The organism is Sporosarcina siberiensis (assembly GCF_042681925.1).
Lineage (GTDB): Bacteria > Bacillota > Bacilli > Bacillales_A > Planococcaceae > Sporosarcina > Sporosarcina siberiensis.
On sequence record NZ_JBHUGI010000034.1, the window covers coordinates 19,322 to 34,977 of the forward strand.

A 15,656-nucleotide genomic window follows, 5' to 3' on the forward strand; every position below is an offset into this window, starting at 1 on the left:
GACATGTTGGATGAAGTAATAAAGAAAAACGATTACGTGAGGCGCATGAGTTAAAAGCTACACATCACGCTAAAGGAAAGATTGTCATTGTAGTGAAGTAATGCTCTAAAGTAGATGTCTTGAGGAAAGCATAGTTCGCTATGCTTTTTTGTTTTGGCGTACTTGTGGAATGCAGTTCTTTTTATGGGATGTCCGCCCTTTTTGTTTGGTTGTCCGCTCTTTTGATGAAGATGTCCTCTCATTAATGATATGTCCCCTCTTTTCTTCGGGATCTACGCTCTATCTGTTCGAATGTCAGCCCTTTTAATAAAGATGTCCCCTCTTTCATGGGATGTCCTCTCTTTTCTTCGGTTTGTCCGCTCTTCTGATAAAGATGTCCCCTCTTTCGATGAAGATGTCCTCCCTTTCATGGGATGAGTCTGGAGTGCAACACCACTTTTATTCAACAAAAACACCCGCCAACCGGAAGCCCGATTGGCGGATGTTTATCATTTATACAAACACATATGATCTTTTGAAATTCCGATTACTTAGCCATTGTACCCCCATCGATAGGAAGCGCGACGCCTGTAATATATGAAGCTTGATCTGAACATAACCAAACCGCAGCATTTGCCTGATCACTTGCTTCCCCCATCCGTCCCAGCGGAATGTTACTTTCCATATAATTGAACTGATCAGGTGATTCTTTTGCCCACGCCTCAACCGCGGCTGTTCGTGTCATTCCTGGGCAAATTGCATTGACACGAATACCTTTCTTACCATATTCTAGCGCAACGGACTTTGTTAATCCGATAACTGCCGATTTTGCCGCACTATAACTGGCTTGGTTTTCCTCCCCACGGAGGCCAGAAAGAGAAGCCGTATTAACGATTGCGCCGCCACCTGTTTCAAGCATTGCCGCAATTTCATGTTTCAATGAATAATACATTCCCGTCGCCGTCACTTGAAGGCAACGATCCCAATGAGCAGAATCAGTCTCAGCAAGCGGTTTTGAAGGACCCCCGATACCCGCATTATTATGTGCCCAGTCAAGTCGACCGTATATTTCAACCGTTTGTTTTACCAAGTCGATTACATTTTGTTCGCTAGTAACATTACAGAAAATGAAGGACGCTTCTCCGCCAGCTTCTTTAATGAGGCGAACCGTTTCGTTTCCAGCCTCTTCATTCATATCTGAAACGACAACTTTAGCACCTTGTGCAGCAAAAGCAAGTGCACTTGCACGACCAATTCCATCACCTGAAGCCGTAATTATTCCCACTTTATCTTGAAGTAACTTTGTCATTAAAATAACCCCCATTATTTAATTTATGTTGCTTCTATCATCCACAATTATCTAGACAAAACTGAGATATTTCCTAGACCATTTCCCAATCACCTTACTTTTAAATAATCAATGAAGATACTTTTCACGATTGCCAACTGTTTGCTCGGAGTCACTTCAGCCTCTAGATAAGGAATGTTTTCAAATAATGAAAGTTTCCTTGAGAATAAAGAGAACGCATTTATTATGGACAATAAGACATCTCCAGTTGGGATATCCCCCCGAATTGAACCGTCCGACTTTCCTTCTTCAATGATACTTGAGAAAACATCCGAGATTTCCTTATGCGCGTCATTGTATGTAGCCATATCGTCAAGCGGCGCAAATTGAAGAGCAGCATAACTTTCAAAGGCCTCAATAAGTCTTGTGTACCCTAAGTTTTCGGGATTAAGTTGAGATGCAAAATAATCAAACAGTCTATCAATCTTTTCAAGTGAAGAAACATCTAGTTGAGCAATCGTTTGAAATGCATGGAAGTATCTTCCTATAGCATTTACTGCGACCGCCACAATCAACTTGTCCTTTTTTGGAAAGTAGCGAAATAGTGTAGCGATTCCTATACCTTCTTCATCCGCTATGTCTTGCATAGTAGCTTTCTCAAAACCTTTTATACCGAAAACTTTTTCTGCAGATTCAGTAATACCAGTCATTCGTTTTCCTTTTCCTTTTCCATGCAAGCGTTCTTTTTCCAATCTATTATTAGAATCTATATCAACAACACCCCTTTTGAACCTTTAAATTGTTCTTATGATACTAAACAACAAAGTTCGTTTCAATTCGCTAAGTATAGAAGTAGACTATTTTCTGAATTAAAAGATATTTGATATTACTACTATCAATATACTGTCTATTCCGATTTAAGTCAAGCGTTTACAAATCGTTATCTGTGCGATAAAACACAACATGGATACGTACTACTTTGTTTAGTTAGGAATATGCATACTTCCATAACTATGAGGGTATAGATTAAAAGATATCATTGAGGAGAGTGCAACATATGAAAGCAATCGTAATAGAACAATATGGTGGATCAGAGCAACTTGTTGAGAAAGAACTTCAAAAACCGGTAATTCAAGATAATCAGGTGTTGATTGAAATGCATGCAACGTCAATCAACCCAATTGACTGGAAAATACGAGAAGGGTATATGAAAGAAATGATACCTTTTGAATTTCCGCTTATTTTAGGTTGGGATGCAGCTGGTGTTGTGAGTGAAGTCGGCGATAAAGTGACCAGCTTTAAAGTTGGAGACGAAGTGTTTGCTCGCCCAGCTATGCCAAGCGGGACGTATAGCGAATATGTTGCTGTTGAAGAAGAGCTAGTCGCTTTAAAACCAAAAAGTCTAAGCTTTGAAGAAGCAGCTTCAGTTCCACTTGCAGGACTAACGGCTTGGCAGTGTCTCGTTGACTTCGGACAGGTCAAAGAAGGAGATAAAGTCTTAATTCATGCCGGATCCGGTGGCGTAGGAAGTTTTGCAATCCAAATCGCGAAAAGTTTTGGTGCTCATGTTCTTTCAACCGCTAGTGGTAAGAATGAAGCCTTCTTGAAAGAGCTTGGTGTGGATGAATTCATCAACTACAAAACAACTGATTTTACGGAAGTAGCGCAGAATGTGGATCTTGTAGTCGATACAATGGGCGGTGAAATTCTAGAAAAAAGCCTAAGTGTTGTAAAAAAAGGCGGTCGTCTTGTTTCAATCTCGGGACAACCGGATGCAGAAAAAGCAGAGGCGAATGAAATTACAGCTGAGTCCCTTTGGCTAAATCCAAATGGTAAGCAACTCGCCGAACTTGGCGAGTTAATGGAACAAGGCAAAGTTAAGGCTCATATTGGTCATACTTTTCCACTTTCAGCTGAAGGATTACGTGAAGCGCATGAGTTAAGTGCAACACATCATGCTAAAGGAAAGATTGTCATTGTAGTCAAGTAACTCTTTAAAGTAGATGTCTTGAGGAAAGCACAGTTCGCTGTGCTTTTTTGTTTTGGAGTGCTTGTGGAATGCAGCTTTTTTTATGAAGATTTCCGCATTTTTGATAAAGGTGTCACCGCTTTTATGCGATGTCCGCTCTATTCTTCGGATTGTCCGCTCTTTTCTTCGGGTCGTCCGCCCTTTTGATGATGATGTCCTCCCTTTAATGGTATCTCCCCTCTTTCCTTCGGGATGTCCTCTCTTTCTGTTTGATTGTCCGCCCTTTTGACGAAGATGTCCTCCCTTTTAATTGGATGTCAGCTCTTTTCATCGGATTGTCCTCTCTTTCTGTTTGAATGTCCTCCCTATTGGCGAAGATCTCACCGCTTTTACGCGATGTCAGCTCTTTTCATCGGGATGTCCTCTCTTTCTGTTTGAATGTCCTCCCTATTGGCGAAGATCTCACCGCTTTTACGCAATGTCAGCTCTTTTCATCGGATTGTCCGCTCTTTTATTAGTCTGAATTGTCTTTATCACACAAAAAGGAACAGTTCAATTAACTTCACATACTTAGAATTCCAACTATTTCTTCAGGAAATACCTAGTAAATATGTAATTGTAGTGTATATTCAGATTAGATTAATATATTACTACCTATAATTTAAAGCTGGAAGATTATCGATGAATACGAAAGGTGTGTTAACATTATAAAAAAATAATTGAAGAAGAACTAATGCACGCTCAATACTCAAAACATATGAAATAATAAAGTTAACTTATAAAAGAATGAAAATATTAATGATGAAGGAGTTTTCACATGGCGGAGAAAACAATTGGCGAAAAGATAAAAACATTACGTAAAAATAAAAAACTAACTCTTAAAGACTTGGCAAACGGAACAGACTTGTCCATTAGTTTCTTATCACAAGTAGAGCGCATGCAATCCTCACTCACCTTGGAATCATTAAAGAAAATATCAGATGCACTTGGAGTCAATCCAAGTTACTTCTTCCAAGAAAGCAAGAAACAAAGTCAATCCAGTATCGTGCGGAGCATTATGAAAGAAGAGGATTATGCAACCACAGAATTCATTTATAGAGATCTTTCAGGCAATAATTCTGCCTTGAATTTTAGTCCTATATTAGTTGTTTTGAAACCAGGAGGAAACCGTGGTAATCCTTTTTCACATAGGGGATTTGAATTTATCTATGTATTAGACGGGATGCTTACAGTCGAAATTGACACGGTAGAACACCAGTTGTACTCGAATGATTCAATTGTCATCGACTCAAAAAAACCACATTATTGGTGGAATCGTACGAATGACACCGTTAGATTTCTTTGTGTATCCTCAGAAAAAAACTAAATTCTTTTATATATTTTTTCAAGTAAAATTCATCTATCATTCTATGATTAAGGAGTCACCTAAACTCGGACAGCTACGGCTATGTCCGTTTTTTTATTCGAAATCCAATATCTTTTTCTAATAATAACTACCAAAAGGTATTGACAGAATCTTCATAGTTATCTAGTATGTAAAACAAGGATATTAAAGTGGCACTTCAATAAAAATAAAGCGATACTTTAATAACTCTTTTGAATTAAATAATTATTCATATTTAGGAGGCGTATATTACAAGAGTATTTATTCAAATTCAATTAGTACCTTAACTTGCAATCCCAATTCAGCTTTTTCATAAAAAAGTACACACACAATTAATTATAAATACATCTTTTAGGTCAATCGGTTTGAGAGCGCTTTCTCGTTAATTAACTGAAGGTTGGGAAGTTCTGAACATTCTTATTGGTACAAAGAGAGCTACAGTGTATTCCTTACTTTTCAAAGTAATCGGGTTAAGTATTACCAATTACTGTCGCTAGTATTGACTAGAGTAAGATAATAATTAAAATAACGATACAATCTTCAAAACCTTGAAACGGAGGAATAAAAATGAAATTTATTAATCTGAAAAAGATATTCTCTTTAACAGCATTATCATTAGCTTTATTATTGACAGGATGTAGCGATAGCGACGATAAAGCTGGAGCTGATGATAAAGAAAAAGTTTATGAACTAAGTTTAGGCCACGAAGTATCTCAGTCCCATTCATGGCATGTAACCGCCAGTGAATTTGCGGAAGCTGTTAAAGAGGAGTCCGACGGCAGACTTGATATCGTAATATTTCCAGATGGTACATTGGGCGGAGCTACTGCAATGCTGGAGCAAATCCAAATAGGTGATTTGGATATGGCTATTACTGGTGGTCCTTCACATGCACCAATTGTTCCAGAAATGAGCATCCAAAACTTGCCGTTTCTATACGATGACCGTGAAAAAGCATATGAAGCTGTTGACGGAGAACTCGGAGATCTTCAATTTGGTTTACTAAAAGAAAAAGGGATTTTAGGTTTAGCATGGTGGGAAGATGGATTTTTCCAAGTTACTACTAACACTGGCCCTATAGAGACTCCAGAAGATTTGGAAGGGGTTAAAATCCGTGTTCCTGAAATTAAATTACGTCAAGATATTTTCAAAGAATTAGGTGCTAACCCTGTTCCTATGTCCTTTACAGAACTTTTTACAGGCCTTCAGCAAAAAGCAGTAGATGGACAAACAAATGGTCTCAACACTATATATGATTCGAACTTTTATGAAGTTCAAGATTACTTGTCTATTCTTAACATCACTTGGAGTCCAGCAGTTCTTGAAATCGGATTGGACAAGTTTAACAGTTTACCTGAAGATTTACAGAAAATATTAAAAGATAATGCAATTAAATATCGCGACATTCAAAGAAAAAGAACACAAGAGGAAGATACAGATCTTATACAAAAACTTGAAGAAAAAGGTATGAAAGTAAACGTCGTTGATGATTTAACACCATTTATAGAGAAATCAAAGCCAGTTTTCGAAAAATATAAAGATGTATTTGGCGAAGAATTAATGGATTTAATTTTAGAAGACTAAGGTTCTCACAAGGGTTAACTCCGTACTTAATAAAATATATACGGAGTTAACCCTAATTTTTATGATCATAAAAAGGAGGGATTGAATGGTTGCCTACTATCATAAGATATTATTTTCAATAAATAGGTTCATTACCTTAATTAGTATAACGATTATCGCATTAATTGTTTCAGTTACATTTTTACAGGTAATTTTTAGATACGTTTTAAATAATTCATTGGGATGGGCTGATGAAGTTTCAAGATTCATGCTAATTTGGGCCTCATTCTTAAGTATCTCTATTGCCGTTTGGCACAAAGCCCATTTAAGAATCGATTTTTTCATTAAAAGATTTCCGAATGGGATTCTTAAATTTGTAACACCGATTATACATATTGCTAATATGGCTTTTCTATTAATAGCGTTCGTTACCAGTTTTTACGTGATTAGTATTTCATCTAATTTTGCACTTGTATCTGTTCCGCTTAACTGGGGCCAAGCATTGATTTCTTTTCCAATTGGAATCGGTTTATCTTTTTTATATTATATAAACTTTTTAATTCAGGGAGAGGGAGTGAAATGATATGGTTTTCCTATTAATTCCCATAGCTGTGCTGATATTTCTAGGACTCCCTATTGCTTATTCAATGGGACTAGGTTCCTTTATTTATGTAGCGACCACAGATCACATTTCACTTAATATTGTAGTAAAGAAAATGATGGATGGAATAAATTCGTTTCCATTACTTGCTGTCCCACTTTTCATTTTAATGGGTGAGCTCATTGTCAGAGGTGGTGCAATGCAGCGTTTAATGGCCTTGCCTAACGTTTTATTCGGTCGCTTTACCGGGGGCCTTGGATATGTAAACGTTGGATCTTCCGTGTTACTTGGCGGCATTTCTGGTTCTATGGTTGCAGATGTTGCAGCATTATCGACTGTATTTGGACCAGAAATGAAAAAGAAAGGTTTTTCTCCTGGATTTATTGCATCACTTCAAGGAAGTTCAGGTACACTTGCTGCAGTTATTCCACCTAGTATTATACTTATTTTAATTGGTGTAACAGGAGGAATATCGATTGGGGATTTGTTTTTAGCAGGAATTATTCCCGGTATAGTGACGGCTCTTTTCTTATGTGTGTATGTCTATTTTTATGCTAAGAAAAACAACATTAAAGATGATTACAAGCCTAAAAAAGCCGATTTTATACATGCAATTAAACAATCCTTTTTACCTCTAGGTTTACCAGTTGTTATTTTAGCTGGAATCTTAGGTGGGGTGTTTACAGCTACAGAATCAGCCGCTATTGCTGTGTTCTATGCTTTCATTTTATGTAAATACATTTACCGAGAGTTGAGTTGGTATGATGTAAAAGTTTCTTTAATAAACACAGCAATCAACACAGGAGCAATTATGATTTTAATCGCTGTGGCGACTGCTTTCGCTTGGATACTTACTCGGGCAGGCGCAACACAAAAGTTGCTGTCTCTGTTAATGGGTATAAGTGATAATCCAATTATTATATTCCTATTGATGATGCTTTTACTCTTACTTTTAGGAACAATTTTAGAAGGGACTCCAGTAACTCTTATAATGACCCCCTTACTAGTGCCAATAGCTATAGAAATTGGTATGAATCCTGTTCATTTTGGAATATTAATGGCAATGAATCTATCGATTGGAAGCAACACTCCTCCGATGGCTCTATCCTTGCTTACAGCTTGTAGGGTATTAAAAACCGATATAGAAGAAACTTTTCCACATATCCTAATTTTTCTAGGACTAATGATTTTATCATTGTTAGTTGTAGCTGCATTCCCAAGTTTAGCTTTGTTTATTCCAAGCTTGCAGAAGTAATAATTTAGCGAAGATATTTTAATCATTAATATTAAACACTCAACTATTAGGAGGACTTATAATGAATCCAGATCGTTTTTTGAATGAATATAGAATAAAAACAAAAATATCAAGACTGAATCCGAGCACATATAAAGAATTCCTAAATTATCCTACTGCAACTGTTTCAGATGCAATGAGAGGCCGAAATACAATGTCTCAAGATATAAAGTCTGTTTGGTCCCCTGTTCCCCATCTTGTTGGATCTGCCGTAACAGTAAGTGCAAGCTTAGGCGATGAACTTTTAATATTAAAAGCCATAGAGATGGCTGAGCCTGGCGACGTAATTGTAGTTGCAGGGAATGCAAAACCATATACAGCTTATTGGGGCGGTATCATGTCCACAATGGCGAAGGCTCGTGGAATAAAAGGACTTGTGACTGATGGAATGATCAGGGATCTTAGCGAGTGTGAACAGTTACAATTTCCAATTTGGGCTACCGGCGTAACGCCAATCGGCCCCAAGACAGATGTGCCCCCTGGAGAACTTAACTTGCCGATATCTATTGGCCAAGTGATTGTACATCCCGGAGATTTAGTTGTAGCAGATTCAGATGGAGTAGTCGTAGTACCACAACATATGCTCGAGGATATATCAAAAGCAGTGAAAGCACGCTTAAAGATTGAAGATGAATGGATTAAAGAAATACACGCAACTGACCAAATGATTCTGAAGGATAAAATCGATGACCTTTTAAGTAAGCGAACTGTAACCTATTTAGATTAAGTTGATTTTAGTTTGATTCGAATAACATATCGTGAAGTAATCAGATGTTAAGTGATTCAAGAGCCATTGGAAAGATAATAATCCAATGGCTCTTTTTTTGTGCAGTACTATCTAACCACACTTTAATAGAGATATAATTTTGTTCACTATAGTTATCTGATTATGGCTCCTAGGAATGATTTTCCAGCTCTTTTCTTCGGAATGTCTTCACTTTCTGTTTGGATGTCCTCCCTTTTGATGAAGATGTCCTCCCTTTCTATTTGGTTGTCCTCCCTTTTGATGAAGATGTCCTCCCTTTCTATTTGGTTGTCCTCCCTTTTGATGAAGATGCCCTCCCTTTCTATTTGGTTGTCCTCCCTTTTGATGAAGATGTCCTCCCTTTCTATTTGGTTGTCCTCCCTATTACGCGATGTCAGCTCTTTTCATCGGATTGTCCGCCCTTCCTATTCGAATGTCCGCTCTTTTTATGTAGATGTCCTCTCTTTCATACGATGTCCCCTCTTTCCTTCGGGTTGTCCCCTCTTCCTGTACGAATGTCCCCTCTTTTTATAAAGATGTCCTCTCTTTAATCAGTCTGAAGCAGCTGTACTAGAAACAAAAAAGTCTTCTCACCAATTACTTGGTTGGAAGACTCTCATTTACTAATTTACATCTAAGATAGTTTCAATTAATGAACACAAACCCTGGACAACAAAGGATTTACAGACAAGCGCACAATATGTCAAAATTTAATTTCACAAAGTCCTAGGGTCTAACTGATACAAAAACCATTTGTAGAATTATAAAACAGATTACCGTTTTTTCAAACTTGCGATATATTAAAATCATGTGATAAAATTAATTTATTCATAGAAAAGTAGTAGTTCATACTCCTATCATCAAGTATTTGAAGTAAAAAGCGTACTCGTTCCGAAAATCGGTTTTTTAAGGGGAAATTTGAAGATGATAATGGAGAAGAAGGAACAAACAATATTTGCCCACGCTGGAAGTAAAATAAACACAGACAGAGAAATCGATATCATCACAAGAGTAGAAGAACCGTTAATAGTAGTTTTAGATAATGTTTTAAGTAACGAAGAATGCGATGAACTCATCAGGTTATCAATAAATAAAATGCAACGTTCAAAAATCGGGTCGACACACGATGTAAATGAACTGAGAACAAGTAGTAGTATGTTTTTCGAGGAAAGTGAAAATGAACTGATTGCTAAAGTTGAAAAGAGAGTCTCATCTATTATGAACATCCCCATCGAACATGCTGAAGGCCTTCAAATCCTTCGGTATACTCCTGGTCAAGAGTACAAAGCTCATTATGATTATTTTTCATCGTCAAGTACAATAGCAAAAAACAATCGAATCAGTACGCTCATTATGTATTTAAATGATGTAGAACAAGGTGGAGAAACGTTATTTCCTAAACTAAATCTATCAGTAACACCTAAAAAGGGTATGGCCGTTTATTTCGAGTATTTCTATAACGATACAGATTTAAACGAGTTAACGTTACATGCTGGAGCACCTGTTATCACTGGTGAGAAGTGGGTAGCAACACAGTGGATGAGAAAACAAAAAATCAGATAAAAAGGCTCACGAAAAGAATGGAGACTACCCGAGTTAGAATTCCTTCGAATCCTTTAAAACGCTTATTTTAAATTAACCATATAAAAGGACTGGGTGGCTCAATGGCCATCCAGTCCTTTTTAGTACTTGATATGTAGTCTTCAAATGAACATCCCAGCAATTGCAGCACTTAATAACGAAGCTAACATTCCTGCTGCGACTGCACGGACGCCTAGTCTAGCAATGTCTGGGCGACGACTTGGTGCAAGTGAACCCAATCCACCAATCAGAATTGCCAATGAACTTAAATTCGCAAAGCCACACAGCGCAAAGCTTACAATAATCACAGTTTTAGGACTGAGTGAAGGTATTTCAGGTGTAAATGCCGCATAAGCGACGAATTCATTCAACACAAGTTTTTGACCAATGAATCCCCCTGCAGTAACCGCTTCAGACCAAGGAACGCCGATAACAAACGCGAGAGGCGCAAACAAAACTCCTAGAATTCCCTCAACCGTCAACGACTTAAATCCAAACAGATTCCCTAACCCGCCCAACATTCCGTTCATTAAAGCAATAAGCGCAATGAACGCCAATAACATCGCACCAACGTTTAAGGCTAGTTTTAGTCCATCCGATGCTCCGCGCGCGGCCGCATCGATGACGTTCACCGAATCCTGATCTTTTTCCATGTCAAAGCTCGTAATTTCCGGACTTTCCGTTTCTGGAATAAAGATCTTCGCCATGATTAATCCTGCCGGTGCAGCCATAAAACTTGCCGCCAATAAATACTCAAGAGGAACGCCTAAAAGTGCATATCCTGCAAGAACAGATCCGGCGACTGATGCAAGACCACCCGTCATGACTGCAAATAGTTCCGACTTCGTCATATTTGCTAAAAATGGCCGGATGACAAGCGGGGCTTCCGTCTGACCGACGAATATATTCGCTGCTGCCGACACCGATTCCGACTTACTCGTGCCAAGCAGTTTCGATAATGCGCCTCCAATCAGTTTGATAACCATCTGCATAATTCCAAGATAATACAACACTGAAATTAAGGAAGAAAAGAATATAATGATGGTCAACACTTGGAACGCAAAAACGAAACCGAATTCTTTAACATCCGCTGCTGGACCAAAAAGAAATGCTACCCCGTCTCCGGCATAGTCAATGACATTTTGTACGAGTCCAGAAAACGCTTTTAATCCAGCTCTCCCGGCTTCCCACTTCAAGACGACAAATGCAAACGTCACTTGTATGATTAAACCAACGATAATAGTCCGGTAATTAATCGATTTCTTCCCGTTAGAAAATAGAAATGCGATCCCTAAAACGACCACTATCCCTAGAATTCCCCACAATATATTCAACAGCTACACCTCAAAAATGGAAGTTTTCCATTTATATTTTTCTTGCAATTAAACAAATTCACACTATGCATTACGCTGCACACTCGTCTGACGTCGGACAACCTAATTATTTTATCAAAGGAATCGACAGAAGTAAACGAGTTGATTGAGAAACAGGAAAGACTATGTTTTCTAAACGATTCAACTATTAGTATTCCACATATTTGTGGAATTACTCGTGCTAAATTCAACTGAATTTTTATCTGAATGCGCTCGAAATGATTCTAGATATATTTTGGAAAATGTCCGCTCTTTTCTTCGGGATGTCTGCTCTTTCTGTTCGAATGTCCGCTCTTTCATGGGATCTCAGCCCTTTTGAAGAAGATGTCCTCCCTTTCCGTTTGGATGTCCGCTCTTTTTATGAAGATGTCCTCCCTTTTCCTTGGATTGTCATCCCTTGCCGATCCGATGTCCTCCCTTTAACGGCATGTCCGCTCTTTTCCTCGGATTGTCATCTCTTGCCGTTCCAATGTCCGCCCTAATGATGATGATGTCCTCTCTTTAATGGTATGTCCGCTCTTTTCCTCGGTTTGTCCTCCCTTGCCGTTCCAATGTCCGCCCTAATCATAATGATGTCCTCCCTTTAACGGTATGTCCGCTCTTTTCCTCGGTTTGTCCTCCCTTGCCGTTCCAATATCCGCCCTAATCATAATGATGTCCTCCCTTTAACGGTATGTCCGCTCTTTTCTTCGGTTTGTCCTCCCTTGCCGTTCCAATGTCCGCCCTAATGACAATGATGTCCTCCCTTTAATGGTATGTCCGCTCTTTTCCTCGGTTTGTCCTCCCTTGCCGTTCCAATGTCCGCCCTAATGATGATGATGTCCTCTCTTTAATGGTATGTCCGCTCTTTCATTAACACCGAGCACCTGCACAAAAAAAAGCCTTCCGGCCAATTGCTTGGCTGGAAGGCTTTCTTTTACTAATTTACAACTTCATCACTGCTTCTCAATTCGGTTCGTTTGCAAGATCGTGAACCCATTTTTATCGAGTTTGTTTTGTAGTTTTTCGAGTTCCTCATCCGTTTTATCATCTCTAAGTGTAACAACGACACGTCGTGCGAGAACTGAACCATTATCGAGCGTGAATAATCCTTCGATTTGTTCGCCGCGTAATGTTTTGGTCAATCTTTCGAGTGTGCCCGCGGACTCTGATGATGCGACGGTCATATTGATGCCGCCTGTTTTCAGGCCGAATGCATCTTCTAATACGCTTTCGACTTGGTTATGTGTGAGTATGCCCGTCAACTTGCCGTCTTTCACTATGCTGATGAATGGCAATGCTTTAATTTCAAGCAACGCATTTAAGAACGAGACATTTTCATCGAGATGAATATCTTCGTGTTTCACTAAGTGACTGATGGAGTCATTTTCATTACCGTTTTGCTCAAGAAGATATTCGAGCAAGTCCATTTTATAAATCGCACCTCTATAAGTATCGTCTTCATCGACAACGGGTACGGCTCTGTATCCACTCTCATTGATTTTAACCAAAGCTTCGGCAATGGTTTTATCGCTGTCCACAGTTGCTACAGCAATTCTTTTTAATAATAAATCCCCAATATACATGGTCATTCCCCCGATAAATAAATTTATGTACAATCACGATTATAAGTATCTACTTTTCATTATAGGTGATGTTTACTAGAAAATACAAGGCCTTAGTAAGTAGTGCATACGCAAGTGTCGGCAACTCCTTCAATTCAAAAATACCTTCTGAGCCCCCCCAGAAGGTATTTCCGAACTCAAATCTGAAGTTCTAGATTTTCTTCAGTTGTAAAGGCGCGCGATCTTGTCAGGAAACGTTTCCCTTCAACTCCTTCTAACGAAAACATACCGCCCCGACCGGGAACTACATCAATGATGAGTTGTGTATGCTTCCAGTACTCAAACTGGTTTTTATGCATGTAAAACTGAGCGCCGCCAATGGTACCAAGTAAGATATCGTGATCCCCAACAATGAGTTCACCGTCCGGATAACACATCGGAGAAGAACCGTCACAACATCCCCCTGACTGATGAAACATGAGCGGGCCGTGCTTTTTCTCCAAAAATTCCATGAGTTCAAGTGCAGCATCCGTGGCAATTACGCGTTCAGTCATCTACACTTTCCTCCTTTTGTTTAAAAGAAGCCCTGTTTGTTTTCGTTGTAACTTACAAGCATATTTTTTGTTTGTTGGTAATGGCTCAACATCATTAAGTGGTTTTCGCGTCCTACACCTGATGCTTTATACCCTCCAAATGCAGCGTGTGCCGGATAGACATGGTAGCAATTTGTCCAAACGCGACCTGCTTGAATACCGCGGCCAAAACGGTACGCAGTGTTCATATCTCGTGTCCAAATACCAGAGCCTAAACCGTATAATGTGTCATTCGCAATTTCAAGTGCTTCTTCTTTCGTTTTGAATGTCGTGACAGAAACAACCGGTCCAAAAATTTCTTCTTGGAAAATACGCATTTTATTGTTCCCTTTAAATACAGTCGGTTGAACATAATAACCGCCGGAAAGTTCACCTTCCAAGTTGTTTTGCGCGCCGCCTGTTAAGCATTCCGCTCCCTCTTGTTTACCCACATCCAGATAGGATAATATCTTTTCCAATTGTTCAGTAGATGCTTGGGCGCCCATCATAACCGTCGGATCAAGTGGATTACCGATTTTAATCGCTTCGACTCGCTCTAATGCACGTTCCATGAATTTATCGTAAATCGATTCCTGTATTAAAGCACGGGATGGACATGTACACACTTCCCCTTGGTTGAGTGCAAACATGACAAATCCTTCAACCGCTTTATCAAAAAACGCATCGTCTTCATCCATAATGTCTTCGAAGAAAATATTGGGTGACTTCCCACCGAGTTCAAGCGTTACAGGAATTGCATTTTGTGACGCATACTGCATAATGAGACGCCCCGTTGTTGTTTCACCTGTAAATGCGATTTTTCCAATGCGCGAGCTTGACGCCAGTGGTTTACCCGCTTCAAGTCCAAAACCATTCACAACATTAAGAACGCCAGCTGGCAATAAATCTTCGATGAGCTCAATAAGAACCAAGATGGATGCAGGTGTTTGTTCAGCAGGCTTCAGCACGACACAATTTCCAGCTGCCAGTGCTGGTGCAAGCTTCCAAACGGCCATTAGAATTGGGAAATTCCACGGGATAATTTGTCCCACTACACCAATCGGCTCATGGAAATGATACGCCACAGTATCGTTATCAATTTGGCTCACGCCGCCTTCTTGTGCTCGAATCGCACCCGCAAAATAGCGGAAGTGGTCAATTGCAAGTGGCATGTCCGCATTTAACGTTTCACGAACGGCTTTTCCATTGTCCCATGTTTCAGCAACAGCCAACATCTCTAAGTTCTGCTCCATTCGATCAGCTATTTTCAGTAGAATATTAGAGCGTTCTGTTACAGATGTCTTTCCCCACGCATCTTTTGCCGCATGCGCAGCATCCAGTGCAAGTTCAATATCCTCTGCAGTCGAGCGTGCTACTTGTGTAAATACCTTGCCGGTTACAGGTGTCGGATTGTCAAAGTATTCCCCGTTTACAGGAGCCGTCCACTTACCGCCAATGAAGTTCTCGTACCGTTCCTTGAAGTTCACCTTTGCTCCTTCGGTATTTGGAAATGCGAATACTGGATTTTCAACCGTTTGGACCATTCTATCTTCCTCCTTTTTTCTATTTCTGCGCAAAACACACGATGTATGCGCTTACAAACTACGTACCTCTTATTCTGACAGATTAGATGGAATAGTTCAACTATTTAAAGGACTAATCTTTCGACAATTTTTTTACTAAAAATAACGATTGGATAAACGAGAAGTATGTTGGACAGACATCTGAAATATCTTATAGGATGAAGTGACTAAATATTCTAT

At 39.2% G+C, this 15,656-nt stretch carries 13 protein-coding genes; 7 read left to right on the forward strand and 6 right to left on the reverse strand.

All coding sequences use genetic code 11. The annotated features are described in order from the left end of the window. Positions 1 to 526: 526 nt before the first annotated feature. Together ACFSFY_RS14180 and ACFSFY_RS14185 are read right to left on the reverse strand one after the other, a co-directional pair. On the reverse strand, positions 527 to 1,288 hold the full coding sequence (locus ACFSFY_RS14180) for a glucose 1-dehydrogenase (protein WP_381539123.1): 762 nt from the start codon (positions 1,286 to 1,288) through the stop codon (positions 527 to 529). Between the two features lie 89 nt (positions 1,289 to 1,377). After that, complete coding sequence (locus tag ACFSFY_RS14185; RefSeq protein WP_381539125.1) at positions 1,378 to 1,977, reverse strand: TetR/AcrR family transcriptional regulator; 600 nt, start codon at positions 1,975 to 1,977, stop codon at positions 1,378 to 1,380. Positions 1,978 to 2,324: 347 nt separating this feature from the next. Between ACFSFY_RS14185 and ACFSFY_RS14190 the strand changes: the two genes are divergently transcribed. The 7 genes from ACFSFY_RS14190 to ACFSFY_RS14220 all read left to right on the forward strand — a co-directional run bounded on the left by ACFSFY_RS14190 (position 2,325) and on the right by ACFSFY_RS14220 (position 10,386). Further along, a complete protein-coding gene (locus tag ACFSFY_RS14190; RefSeq protein WP_381539127.1) occupies positions 2,325 to 3,257 on the forward strand; it encodes an NADP-dependent oxidoreductase in 933 nt (310 codons plus the stop codon). A 796-nt stretch (positions 3,258 to 4,053) separates the two neighbouring features. After that, on the forward strand, positions 4,054 to 4,602 hold the full coding sequence (locus ACFSFY_RS14195) for a helix-turn-helix domain-containing protein (protein WP_381539128.1): 549 nt from the start codon (positions 4,054 to 4,056) through the stop codon (positions 4,600 to 4,602). Between the two features lie 585 nt (positions 4,603 to 5,187). Continuing rightward, positions 5,188 to 6,204, forward strand: coding sequence for a TRAP transporter substrate-binding protein (locus ACFSFY_RS14200; RefSeq protein WP_381539130.1), 1,017 nt, complete (start codon positions 5,188 to 5,190; stop codon positions 6,202 to 6,204). 85 nt (positions 6,205 to 6,289) lie between these two features. After that, positions 6,290 to 6,766, forward strand: a complete 477-nt coding sequence (locus ACFSFY_RS14205) for a TRAP transporter small permease (RefSeq protein ID WP_381539132.1) — start codon at positions 6,290 to 6,292, stop codon at positions 6,764 to 6,766. Between the two features lies 1 nt (position 6,767). Beyond that, the gene (locus ACFSFY_RS14210) at positions 6,768 to 8,039 is read left to right on the forward strand and encodes a TRAP transporter large permease (RefSeq protein ID WP_381539133.1); all 1,272 of its coding nucleotides are present in this window, start codon (positions 6,768 to 6,770) and stop codon (positions 8,037 to 8,039) included. A gap of 61 nt (positions 8,040 to 8,100) precedes the next feature. Then, entirely contained in the window at positions 8,101 to 8,805 is a 705-nt protein-coding gene (locus tag ACFSFY_RS14215; protein WP_381539135.1) for an RraA family protein, read from the forward strand. Positions 8,806 to 9,747: 942 nt separating this feature from the next. After that, on the forward strand, positions 9,748 to 10,386 hold the full coding sequence (locus tag ACFSFY_RS14220) for a 2OG-Fe(II) oxygenase (RefSeq protein ID WP_381539137.1): 639 nt from the start codon (positions 9,748 to 9,750) through the stop codon (positions 10,384 to 10,386). Positions 10,387 to 10,526: 140 nt separating this feature from the next. On the opposite strand, the gene ACFSFY_RS14225 is transcribed toward ACFSFY_RS14220, so the two are convergent. From ACFSFY_RS14225 to adh, 4 genes are all read right to left on the reverse strand, one after another. Continuing rightward, positions 10,527 to 11,738, reverse strand: coding sequence for a NupC/NupG family nucleoside CNT transporter (locus ACFSFY_RS14225; RefSeq protein WP_381539139.1), 1,212 nt, complete (start codon positions 11,736 to 11,738; stop codon positions 10,527 to 10,529). Positions 11,739 to 12,712: 974 nt separating this feature from the next. Continuing rightward, positions 12,713 to 13,342: a CBS domain-containing protein gene (locus ACFSFY_RS14230; RefSeq protein ID WP_381539141.1), complete on the reverse strand. Its 630-nt coding sequence runs from the start codon at positions 13,340 to 13,342 to the stop codon at positions 12,713 to 12,715. Between the two features lie 176 nt (positions 13,343 to 13,518). Continuing rightward, positions 13,519 to 13,875, reverse strand: coding sequence for a DUF779 domain-containing protein (locus ACFSFY_RS14235; RefSeq protein ID WP_381539143.1), 357 nt, complete (start codon positions 13,873 to 13,875; stop codon positions 13,519 to 13,521). A gap of 20 nt (positions 13,876 to 13,895) precedes the next feature. Beyond that, the gene (gene adh, locus ACFSFY_RS14240; protein WP_381539145.1) at positions 13,896 to 15,437 is read right to left on the reverse strand and encodes an aldehyde dehydrogenase; all 1,542 of its coding nucleotides are present in this window, start codon (positions 15,435 to 15,437) and stop codon (positions 13,896 to 13,898) included. Between the last annotated feature and the right edge of the window lie 219 nt (positions 15,438 to 15,656).

Coding starts and splice junctions, on each gene's coding strand:
- ACFSFY_RS14180 (WP_381539123.1), bottom strand. CDS start 1,288: ATGACAAAGTTACTTCAAGATAAAGTGGGAATAATTACGGCTTCAGGT.
- ACFSFY_RS14185 (WP_381539125.1), bottom strand. CDS start 1,977: ATGACTGGTATTACTGAATCTGCAGAAAAAGTTTTCGGTATAAAAGGT.
- ACFSFY_RS14190 (WP_381539127.1), top strand. CDS start 2,325: ATGAAAGCAATCGTAATAGAACAATATGGTGGATCAGAGCAACTTGTT.
- ACFSFY_RS14195 (WP_381539128.1), top strand. CDS start 4,054: ATGGCGGAGAAAACAATTGGCGAAAAGATAAAAACATTACGTAAAAAT.
- ACFSFY_RS14200 (WP_381539130.1), top strand. CDS start 5,188: ATGAAATTTATTAATCTGAAAAAGATATTCTCTTTAACAGCATTATCA.
- ACFSFY_RS14205 (WP_381539132.1), top strand. CDS start 6,290: ATGGTTGCCTACTATCATAAGATATTATTTTCAATAAATAGGTTCATT.
- ACFSFY_RS14210 (WP_381539133.1), top strand. CDS start 6,768: ATGGTTTTCCTATTAATTCCCATAGCTGTGCTGATATTTCTAGGACTC.
- ACFSFY_RS14215 (WP_381539135.1), top strand. CDS start 8,101: ATGAATCCAGATCGTTTTTTGAATGAATATAGAATAAAAACAAAAATA.
- ACFSFY_RS14220 (WP_381539137.1), top strand. CDS start 9,748: ATGATAATGGAGAAGAAGGAACAAACAATATTTGCCCACGCTGGAAGT.
- ACFSFY_RS14230 (WP_381539141.1), bottom strand. CDS start 13,342: ATGTATATTGGGGATTTATTATTAAAAAGAATTGCTGTAGCAACTGTG.
- ACFSFY_RS14235 (WP_381539143.1), bottom strand. CDS start 13,875: ATGACTGAACGCGTAATTGCCACGGATGCTGCACTTGAACTCATGGAA.
- adh (WP_381539145.1), bottom strand. CDS start 15,437: ATGGTCCAAACGGTTGAAAATCCAGTATTCGCATTTCCAAATACCGAA.